Here is a 10,255-nt window from a genome sequence, read left to right on the forward strand (position 1 = left end):
CCTTAAGTGACCAGCATTAGGAGAGTTCTCCGGCTTTTTTATTTCCCACCCCTGAGAAATTACAGACTTTCAGTGAAAGTACGAGCGATAACGTCGCGCTGCTGTTCCGGGGTCAGGGAGTTAAAGCGAACCGCATAGCCGGAAACACGGATGGTCAGCTGCGGGTATTTTTCCGGGTGCTCAACGGCATCCATCAGCGTTTCACGACGCAGCACGTTCACGTTCAGGTGCTGACCGCCTTCCACGCGGACTTCTGGCTGTACGTTTACCGGAATTTCACGGTATTCGATTTCGCCCAGCTTGTTGACAGCAACAATCTGGTCTTCAGTGAAGCCGCCTTTTGCCACCAGGCAGCGAGCTTCGCCTTTCTCGCTGTCGAGCAGCCAGAAAGAGTTCAGCAGATCGTCATTAGCAGCTTTAGTAATCTGGATACCTGTAATCATTTGATGCCTCTCTTAGGATCGTCTATTCGTTTTGCGTTGGCCATACGCTGGCCAATTGGTAAAACCATTGTTGCTTGAGTGTATATATATCAGTCTGACACCCCGCAATCATTGACTTAAATCAATAGAATTAGTAGGCGTACTCAGTCCATCTATGAATTTTATTGTTTTACATCAACTTTCCCGGCGTATAAAAAGCACGTATACCGATCGTTTTTCATTCCTGGTTCACCGCCAATCGTCACAAAATTTTGCGCTAAAGAGAGAAGTCGTTAAGCTAACGCCAAACTATTCGCAGGAGAGCGAGATGACGACGCCCTTAACCTGGCACGACGTGCTGGCCAGTGAGAAAGAACAACCTTATTTCATCAATACGCTGGCAACGGTGGCCTGCGAGCGTCAGGCCGGAACGACGATTTACCCACCGCAGAAGGATGTGTTTAACGCATTTCGTTACACCGAACTGAGCGATGTAAAAGTGGTCATCCTCGGTCAGGATCCCTACCACGGCCCGGGGCAGGCACACGGTCTGGCCTTTTCCGTTCGCCCCGGCGTGGGCATCCCGCCTTCCCTGCTGAACATGTACAAAGAGCTGGAAGGCACCATTCCAGGCTTTACCCGACCGACGCACGGTTATCTGGAAAGCTGGGCGCGACAGGGCGTGTTGCTGCTTAACACGGTGCTGACGGTACGCGCGGGACAGGCACACTCGCACGCAAGCCTGGGCTGGGAAACGTTCACCGATAAGGTCATTAGCCTCATCAATGAACACTGCGAAGGCGTAGTGTTTTTACTTTGGGGATCGCATGCGCAGAAGAAAGGGGCCATCATTGACCGCCAGCGCCATCACGTGCTGAAAGCACCGCACCCGTCTCCGCTATCTGCCCATCGCGGCTTCTTTGGTTCGAATCATTTTGTTCAGGCGAACAAGTGGCTTGCCCGGCGTGGGGAGCCGCCAATTGACTGGATGCCGGTATTGCCGACAGAGGAAGAGTAGAGATTAATCGTAGGCCGGGTAAGACATCGTCGTCACCCGGCTAAAATGCCCGGCGGCGCTCCGCTTGCCGGGCCTACGCGAGTTACCTTATCAGGCTTTATTCTGACGCCACCATTCGGCCAGCAGCACACCGGTTGCTACCGAGACGTTCAGGCTTTCAACGTTGCCCGTGCCGTTGATAGCAACGCGCAGGTCGGACGAATCGAGTGCGGCATCAGACAGACCATCGCGCTCCTGGCCCAGCACCAGCACCATTTTCTTCGGCATGGTCGCTTTGAACAGCGGCGTACCCTCGTGGCTGGAGGTGGTGACAATGGCGTAACCTGCTTTACGGAACTGAGCGAGCGCGTCGATGAAGCTGTCGCCAGTGATTGGCTGGACGTGCTCTGCACCGCCTTCCGCAGTGCGGATTGCCGCGCCTGACTCCAGCACCGCCGCATCCTGAACCACTACGCCTTTCACGCCGAAGTGCGCGCAGCTACGCATGATAGCGCCGAGGTTGTGCGGGTTACCCACATCTTCCAGCGCCAGTACGCAATCCTCTTCTGCCGCTTCGCTCACCCACTGCATTACGCTTGTGCCGTTACGTTTTTTGATCAGGAAGCAAACGCCGCCGTGATGTTCGGTGCCGGACGCTTTCGCCAGCTCCGCTTCGTCGACCACGTGATAAGCTTTGCGGTTCGCCGCCATCCAGCGCAGAGCTTCTTTAAAGCGAGGCGTGACGCTCTGGATAAACCAGGCACGTACGATGCAGTCCGGGCGGCTCTGGAACAGGGCCTGACAAGCATTTTCGCCGTAAACGCGGGTTTCTTCCGCACGCTGACGGCGGATAACTTCAGGATCGACAAAGCTTTTGCCGCTGATCCCGCCGTGATCGGGTTTCTCTGCCGCTTCTTCGCCAGGTGCGCGCGAAATGGTGCGCCACGGTGAGTTTTCACGCGGCTGGCTGTCGCCACGGGAAGCGTTGTCGCGATCGCGGAAACGATCGCCGCGAGGTTTGCCGTCACGAGGTTTTCCATCACGATTGTCGCGCGCAGGACGACGACCACCTTCAGTACGGGACGGGCCGCTGCGACCTCCGCCTTTACCGGTGCGCGGGTTCGCCGTGCGTTTATCCGAGTCATCATCACTGCGGACATACATCACTTTGACCTTGCCGCTTTTGTTTTTCAGTTCGTCGTTCATCTTAATTCTCCACCTGCGCTGCGCGAAGCGCGAAGATTACCCGATGTGGCCAGGCTTCGCCATGATTTCGTACCAAAGACCGCGACTATTGTATTCATCGAATAAACCACATTGTCCTTTAAAACAGTCTCATCGATAATACGTAACATTACAGAAACATCTCGGCTATACAGGCCGTTTCCTGAACCCGATTACCCAGAGGTTAGCTATGAATACCGTTTGTGCCAGTTGCCAGGCGCTTAACCGTATCCCCGACGATCGTCTTAATGATGCGGCAAAATGTGGTCGCTGTGGCCATGAGCTGTTTGACGGCGATGTGATCAACGCAACCGACGCCACGCTGGATAAATTACTGAAAGATGATTTGCCGGTCGTGGTTGATTTCTGGGCGCCGTGGTGCGGACCTTGCCGCAATTTTGCGCCTATTTTTGAAGATGTGGCGGAAGAGCGCAGCGGAAAAATGCGCTTTGTGAAAGTGAACACCGAAGCTGAGCGCGAGCTGAGCGCTCGTTTTCGCATTCGCAGCATTCCGACCATCATGATTTTCCATAAAGGCGAAGTCATCGACATGCTGAACGGCGCTGTGCCAAAAGCCCCGTTTGACAGCTGGCTGAACGAAGCCACTCAGGCCTAATCTGCCGGGGCACGTCTTGTGCCCCACTTTCCCCTCTGCGACAATAGCGTTTTTCCTGCATAGCTTCCCGATGACTGAAAACGCCGTACTTCGTCTGCGCGCCGAACGCCTCGCTCGCGCCACTCGCCCGTTTCTCGCCCGTGGTAACCGTATCCGCCGCTGCCAGCGTTGCCTGCTGCCGCTTAAACAGTGCCTGTGCGAAACCTTAACGCCTTCCGCTGCGCAGAGCCGTTTTTGCCTGGTGATGTTTGATACTGAGCCGATGAAGCCCAGCAACACTGGACGGCTGATTGCCGATATTCTGCCCGACACCGAAGCGTTTCAGTGGTCCAGAACCGAACCACCTCAGGCATTATTGGATCTCGTTCAGCATCCGGATTATCAGCCAATGGTAGTTTTCCCCGCCTCTTACGCGGGTGCCGAAAGAGAAGTAATAACCGCGCCTCCTTCCGGTAAACCGCCGCTGTTTATCATGCTCGACGGAACCTGGACAGAAGCCCGTAAAATGTTCCGCAAGAGCCCTTATCTCGACTCGCTGCCAGTGATCTCCGTCGATTTATCACGCGTATCGGCTTATCGCCTGCGTGAAGTCCACGCTGAAGGTCAATACTGTACGGCAGAAGTGGCCATTGCCCTGCTGGACCTGGCGCGTGATACCGATGCCGCCAGCGCGCTCGGTGAGCATTTTCAGCGCTTCCGTACCCGCTATCTGGCAGGAAAAACCCAGCATAAGGGAAACATCACAGTGCCAGAGACGGAAAGCGTTTAAAATCATTCAGGAACGATCGTCCGGGAGAGAGTGCGATGAGCCAACGGGGACTGGAAGCGTTACTGAGACCGAAATCTATTGCCGTCATCGGTGCATCGATGAAGCCTCAGCGCGCTGGCTATTTAATGATGCGCAACCTGCTGGCGGGGGGTTTTGGCGGCCCGGTGTTACCCGTGACGCCAAACTGGAAAGCGGTTCTGGGCGTACTGGCCTGGCCGGACATTGAAAGCCTGCCCTTTACGCCCGATTTAGCCGTTATCTGCACCCACGCCAGACGCAACCTGATGCTGCTTGACGCCCTTGGGCAGAAAGGCTGCAAAACCTGTATTATCCTTTCCGCCCCACCTGAACAGTTTAGCGATCTCAAAGCCTGCGCCGCCCGCTATCAGATGCGTTTGCTTGGCCCAAACAGCCTCGGGCTGCTCGCCCCCTGGCAAGGGCTGAACGCCAGTTTCTCACCCGTGCCTATTCGGCGCGGCAAGCTGGCCTTTATTTCGCAGTCGGCAGCGGTTTCCAATACCATTCTCGACTGGGCCCAGCAGCGGGAAATGGGGTTTTCATACTTTATCGCGCTCGGCGACAGTCTGGATATCGACGTTGACGACCTGCTCGATTTTCTCGCCCGTGACACCAAAACCAGCGCCATTCTGCTCTATCTGGAACATCTCAGCGATGCCCGGCGTTTTGTTTCAGCGGCGCGTAGCGCCTCTCGTAATAAGCCAATACTGGTGATCAAAAGCGGCCGCAGCCCGGCGGCTCAGCGTCTTTTGCATGTCAATTCCGGGATGGATCCCGCCTGGGATGCGGCTATCCAGCGCGCAGGTCTGTTACGCGTGCAGGATACACACGAGCTCTTTTCCGCCGTCGAAACGCTCAGCCATATGCGTCCGCTTCGCGGCGAGAAACTGATGATCGTCAGCAACGGCGCCGCGCCGGCAGCGCTGGCGCTGGATGAGCTTTGGCTTCGCAACGGTAAACTGGCCTCGCTCAGCGAAGACACACTCGCAGCACTTCAGGAAGCGCTTCCCGCCAGCGTCAATGCGGCAAACCCGCTCGATCTGCGTGATGACGCCAGCAGTGTGCACTACCAAAAAGCGCTGAGCATTTTGCTCGACAGCCAGGACTATGATGCCCTGCTGGTCATTCACTCTCCGAGCGCCGCTGCCCCCGGCACCGAAAGCGCGCAGGCGCTGATTGAAACACTTAACCGCCATGCTCGCGGGAAATACGTCACTATTTTAACCAACTGGTGTGGCGAGTATTCCTCGCAGGAAGCGAGGCGCCTGTTCAGCGACGCGGGTATTCCAACCTATCGCACACCGGAAGGCACCATCACCGCGTTTATGCATATGGTCGAGTATCGCCGTAACCAGAAGCAGCTGCGCGAAACGCCCGTTCTGCCAGACAATCTGACGGCCAACACCGCAGAAGCCCATATCCTGCTACAGCAAGCGATAACCGACGGCGCCAGATCGCTGGATACGCATGAAGTTCAGCCAATCCTCCAGGCCTACGGTATGCAAACGCTGCCGACATGGATCGCTGCCGACAGCGCGGAAGCCGTGCACATTGCCGAGCAGATTGGTTATCCGGTTGCGTTGAAGCTGCGCTCGCCGGACATTCCCCACAAATCAGAAGTTCAGGGCGTGATGCTGTACCTGCGCACAGCAGCTGAAGTACAACAAGCCGCTGACGCCATCTTCGATCGCGTGAAAATGGCATGGCCGCAGGCAAGGATCCACGGGCTTCTGGTGCAAAGCATGGCAAACCGTGCCGGAGCGCAAGAGTTGCGAGTGGTGGTAGAACACGATCCTCTGTTTGGTCCACTGATCATGTTAGGCGAAGGCGGAGTTGAGTGGCGTGCTGAAGATCAGGCTGCAGTAGCTCTGCCTCCGCTCAATATGAACCTCGCCCGCTACCTGGTTATTCAGGCAATCAAAAATAAAAAAATTCGTGGCCGGAGCGCGCTTCGTCCATTGGATGTGGCAGGGCTTAGCCAGCTTCTGGTGCAGGTGTCGAATCTGATTGTGGACTGCCCGGAGATCCAGCGGCTGGATATTCATCCGTTGCTGGCTTCGGCTAACGAATTTACTGCGCTGGACGTAACGCTGGAAATCGCGCCTTTTGAAGGCAATGCTGAAAGCCGACTGGCCGTTCGGCCTTATCCGCAACAATTTGAGGAGTGGGTGGAGATGAAGAATGGCGAACGCTGCCTTTTCCGCCCTATCCTGCCTGAAGATGAACCCCTGCTGATGCAGTTTATTTCCCGGGTCACTAAAGAAGATTTGTACTACCGCTACTTCAGTGAAATCAATGAATTTACCCACGACGATTTAGCCAACATGACCCAGATCGACTACGATCGTGAGATGGCTTTTGTCGCAGTTCTGGATTCGGGCGAGACTCGCGAAATCCTTGGCGTCACACGCGCTATTTCCGATCCGGACAATATTGATGCTGAATTTGCCGTGCTGGTGCGATCGGATCTAAAAGGGCTCGGACTCGGACGTCGGCTGCTTGAGAAACTGATCGATTACACCCGTGAACATGGACTCACCCAGTTAAATGGCATTACCATGCCGAATAATCAGGGGATGATTGCCCTGGCGCGTAAGCTGGGTTTTGAGGTGGATATCCAGCTGGAAGACGGCATTGTGGGTTTAACATTGAGACTATCCTCACCGCCTTCGTGACTAAGCTGCTGGAAATGTTGACCACTTTCGCGGGCACTGGTGGTATTATTGCTCGCTTCTGTCGTCTGCATGGTACAGAGGACCCTTGATTAATCAGAGAAGAATCGCACTGTGATGTTGTCAAAATTTAAGCGCAACAAGCATCAACAACACCTTGCTCAACTACCCAAGCTTTCTCAGTCAGTTGATGATGTCGAGTTCTTTTACGCCCCTGCGGATTTCCGCCAGGTGCTGTTGGCAAAGATCGCCAATGCCACGCGCCGCATCTGCATTATTGCCCTCTATCTGGAACAGGATGACGGTGGTAAAGCGATTCTGCAGGCGATCTATGACGCCAAACGTCAACGGCCTGAGCTCGACGTACGCATTCTCGTTGACTGGCACCGTGCACAGCGTGGCCGTATTGGTGCTGCTGCCTCAAACACCAATGCCGACTGGTATTGCCGCATGGCGCAGGAAAATCCTGGCGTGAACGTGCCCGTCTACGGCGTTCCGGTCAATACCCGCGAAGCGCTCGGCGTTCTGCATTTCAAAGGTTTTATCATTGATGACTGCGTGCTTTACAGCGGTGCCAGCCTGAACGACGTTTATCTCCATCAGCATGATAAATATCGCTATGACCGCTACCAGGCCATCCGTAACGCCCGGATGGCGGATATCATGTTTGACTGGGTTGAACAGAATCTTGTGCATGGCCGCGGCGTGAATCGTCTCGACAGCTGCGAGCGCCCCAGGAGCCCGGAAATCAAGAACGATATTCGTCTCTATCGCCAGGAGCTTCGCGATAGCGGATATCATTTCCACGGCGACGCAGATAACGAACAGCTGTCGGTTACACCGCTGGTCGGGCTCGGCAAATCGAGCATGCTCAATAAAACTATTTTCCATTTGATGCCGTGTGCTGAAGAGAAGCTGACCATCTGCACACCGTATTTCAATCTGCCCGCCGTGCTGGTGCGTAACATTATTCATCTTCTGCGTCAGGGCAAGAAGGTTGAGATCATCGTCGGGGATAAAACAGCAAACGACTTCTATATTCCGGAAGATCAGCCGTTCAAAATTATCGGTGCGCTCCCCTATCTGTATGAAATCAATCTGCGCCGCTTCCTGAGCCGTCTACAGTATTACGTGAATACAGATCAGCTGGTGGTGCGCCTGTGGAAAGATGAGGACAACAGCTATCATCTGAAAGGTATGTGGGTGGACGACGAGTGGATGCTGCTGACCGGCAACAACCTCAACCCGCGCGCCTGGCGTCTCGATCTGGAGAATGCCGTTCTCATTCACGATCCTAAACAGCAGTTGGCTGAAGCACGTGAGAAAGAGCTGGCGCTGATTCGTACTCACACCACGGTGGTAAAACACTACCGTGACCTGCAAAGTATTGCCGATTACCCGGTGAAAGTTCGTAAGCTGATTCGCCGTCTGCGGAGAATCCGCATCGACAGACTTATCAGCCGTATTCTGTAATCCCAGCCCCGCATCGTCGGGGCTTTTTTTGGGAGAAACTATGCGTGCTTTAGTTCTATTGTCTTCCTTATGGCTATGCGGCTGTAGCCATATGGCAAACGACGCCTGGAGCGGCCAGGACAAAGCACAGCATTTCATTGCTTCAGCGATGCTCTCTGCTGCCGGTAACGAATACGCTCAGCATCAGGGATACAATCAGGATCGCAGCGCGGCCTACGGACTGATGTTCTCGATAAGTCTCGGTGCCGGTAAAGAATTTTGGGACAGCCGCCCGTCTGGCAGCGGCTGGAGCTGGAAAGACTTTGCCTGGGATATCGCCGGGGCCACAACCGGCTATGCGGTCTGGCAAATGGCACATCAGTAAAAACTTACAGGCGCAACCCTTTCCCTTTGCTGTGCAGCATAAGCGACACCAGAAATGCGATTGCGCTCAGCAGGGTCACATACCAGAAGAATGCACTTTCGAAACCGACGGATTTCAGGGAAAGCGCAACATATTCAGCAGAACCGCCAAACAACGCATTCGCCACGGCGTAAGACAATCCTACGCCCAGCGCACGAACCTGCGCCGGAAACATTTCCGCTTTCAGGATCCCGCTTATTGATGTGTAAAAACTCGCGATGAGGAGAGCACACATCACCAGAGCAAACGCCGCATAAGGCGAATGGACATGCTGAAGCGCCGTGAGGATAGGTACAGTAAAGAGCGTTGCCAGGCCGCCGAAGCAGAGCATTGACGTACGGCGGCCTATTCTGTCAGAGAGTGCACCAAACAGCGGCTGAACGATCATATAAACAAAGAGTGCCACAGTCATTACAATGCTGGCAACGCTGGCGCTCATGCCCGTCGTGTTTACCAGGTACTTTTGCATGTAGGTTGTGAAGGTATAAAAAACAAGCGATCCACCGGCCGTAAAGCCCAGCACCATCAGAAACGCTTTGCGATTTCGCCACAGCCCTTTAAACGACCCCGCCTCTTTCAGTATGCGCGTTTCTTTCTGTGAGGTTTCGTCCAGCTGACGGCGAAGCCAGAGCGCAACCAGCGCCAGAACCGCCCCCAACGCGAAGGGGATACGCCAGCCCCAGGCATGTAAATCGTCACTGCTGAGTATCTGCTGAAGGATCACGACCACCAGTAATGCCAGCAGCTGGCCGCCGATTAGCGTCACATACTGGAAAGAGGCGAAGAAACCTTTGCGCCCCTCTATTGCCACCTCACTCATGTAGGTCGCGCTGGTGCCATACTCACCGCCCACTGACAGCCCCTGAAACAGGCGAGCCAATAAAAGTAAGGCCGGAGCCCAGGTACCAATCACTGCGTAGCCCGGTAAGCAGGCAATCACCAGGGAACCAAAGCACATCATACACACCGAGATGAGCATGGATTTTTTACGACCATGACGATCGGCAATTCGGCCAAACAGCCAACCGCCAATAGGGCGCATCAAAAATCCGGCCGCAAAGACCCCTGCTGTTTGCAGCAGTTGCGTAGTTGTGTTGCCTGTTGGGAAAAAAATATGAGCGAAGTAGAGTGAGCAAAATGAGTAGACGTAAAAATCAAACCATTCAACCAGGTTCCCGGATGAGGCTCCAACGATAGCCCAGACCCGGCGTCGGGTGCCATTTCCCGCTAATGCCTCACGGGCTGAAAGTGTATTCTCGGTCATTGTTATTATGCTCCAGCGTAAAACCAGGTCGGCGATGACGAAGCTATCCTCATCGTCATCGCTGAACAATTAGTGAACGACATGTTACGCAATTGTTATATCTTGATTTGGGATATATATCACGATTTTCATTAGCATGCTCAGCAATGCGAGGGGGTTACGGCCAAAATGGGAGTAGAGGAAGAAGAGTTGTGGATATATCTGTGGTTGGCTCGGGTATAAACGCAAAAAACCCCGACCGGATGGTCGGGGTTCTTCACTTGTTTGATGCCTGGCAGTTGTATTCCGGGCTTCCTGCCCGTCACCCTCCGGGCAGCACTGTGTGCTGTGCAAATTCGTTCCCGACGAATTTGTCCCACTCAGGAGAGCCCTCACAGGCAAACAGCAGACAACAAAA

At 54.5% G+C, this 10,255-nt stretch carries 9 protein-coding genes; 6 read left to right on the forward strand and 3 right to left on the reverse strand.

Annotated features, from left to right (window positions below):
- Window positions 1-59: 59 nt before the first annotated feature.
- A complete protein-coding gene (gene grcA / locus AB1287_RS22085; RefSeq protein WP_312624934.1) occupies window positions 60-443 on the reverse strand; it encodes an autonomous glycyl radical cofactor GrcA in 384 nt (127 codons plus the stop codon).
- A gap of 307 nt (window positions 444-750) precedes the next feature.
- Here grcA and ung point away from each other — a divergent pair, with 307 nt between their 5' ends.
- Window positions 751-1,440 carry a uracil-DNA glycosylase gene (ung, locus tag AB1287_RS22090; protein ID WP_435619119.1) on the forward strand — a complete coding sequence of 230 codons (690 nt, stop codon included), beginning with the start codon at window positions 751-753 and terminating at the stop codon, window positions 1,438-1,440.
- Window positions 1,441-1,530: 90 nt separating this feature from the next.
- Here ung and AB1287_RS22095 read toward each other — a convergent pair whose 3' ends face one another.
- A complete protein-coding gene (locus AB1287_RS22095; protein ID WP_435619120.1) occupies window positions 1,531-2,625 on the reverse strand; it encodes a tRNA/rRNA methyltransferase in 1,095 nt (364 codons plus the stop codon).
- Window positions 2,626-2,833: 208 nt separating this feature from the next.
- On the opposite strand from AB1287_RS22095, the gene trxC reads away from it, so the two are divergent.
- From trxC to AB1287_RS22120, 5 genes are all read left to right on the forward strand, one after another.
- Window positions 2,834-3,259 (forward strand): thioredoxin TrxC, encoded by a 426-nt coding sequence (gene trxC / locus AB1287_RS22100; RefSeq protein WP_097163319.1) that lies wholly within the window; start codon window positions 2,834-2,836, stop codon window positions 3,257-3,259.
- Between the two features lie 70 nt (window positions 3,260-3,329).
- Window positions 3,330-4,028: a tRNA-uridine aminocarboxypropyltransferase gene (gene tapT / locus AB1287_RS22105; RefSeq protein WP_435619121.1), complete on the forward strand. Its 699-nt coding sequence runs from the start codon at window positions 3,330-3,332 to the stop codon at window positions 4,026-4,028.
- 35 nt (window positions 4,029-4,063) lie between these two features.
- Window positions 4,064-6,721 carry a GNAT family N-acetyltransferase gene (locus AB1287_RS22110; protein WP_435619122.1) on the forward strand — a complete coding sequence of 886 codons (2,658 nt, stop codon included), beginning with the start codon at window positions 4,064-4,066 and terminating at the stop codon, window positions 6,719-6,721.
- A gap of 114 nt (window positions 6,722-6,835) precedes the next feature.
- Window positions 6,836-8,191, forward strand: coding sequence for a CDP-diacylglycerol--serine O-phosphatidyltransferase (pssA, locus tag AB1287_RS22115; protein ID WP_435619125.1), 1,356 nt, complete (start codon window positions 6,836-6,838; stop codon window positions 8,189-8,191).
- Between the two features lie 40 nt (window positions 8,192-8,231).
- Window positions 8,232-8,555 (forward strand): YfiM family lipoprotein, encoded by a 324-nt coding sequence (locus AB1287_RS22120; RefSeq protein WP_435619123.1) that lies wholly within the window; start codon window positions 8,232-8,234, stop codon window positions 8,553-8,555.
- A 4-nt stretch (window positions 8,556-8,559) separates the two neighbouring features.
- Here AB1287_RS22120 and AB1287_RS22125 read toward each other — a convergent pair whose 3' ends face one another.
- Complete coding sequence (locus AB1287_RS22125; protein WP_435619124.1) at window positions 8,560-9,858, reverse strand: MFS family transporter; 1,299 nt, start codon at window positions 9,856-9,858, stop codon at window positions 8,560-8,562.
- Window positions 9,859-10,255: the final 397 nt, after the last annotated feature.

The organism is Scandinavium sp. UTDF21-P1B, from assembly GCF_040750395.1.
In the GTDB taxonomy this organism is placed as follows: domain Bacteria; phylum Pseudomonadota; class Gammaproteobacteria; order Enterobacterales; family Enterobacteriaceae; genus Scandinavium.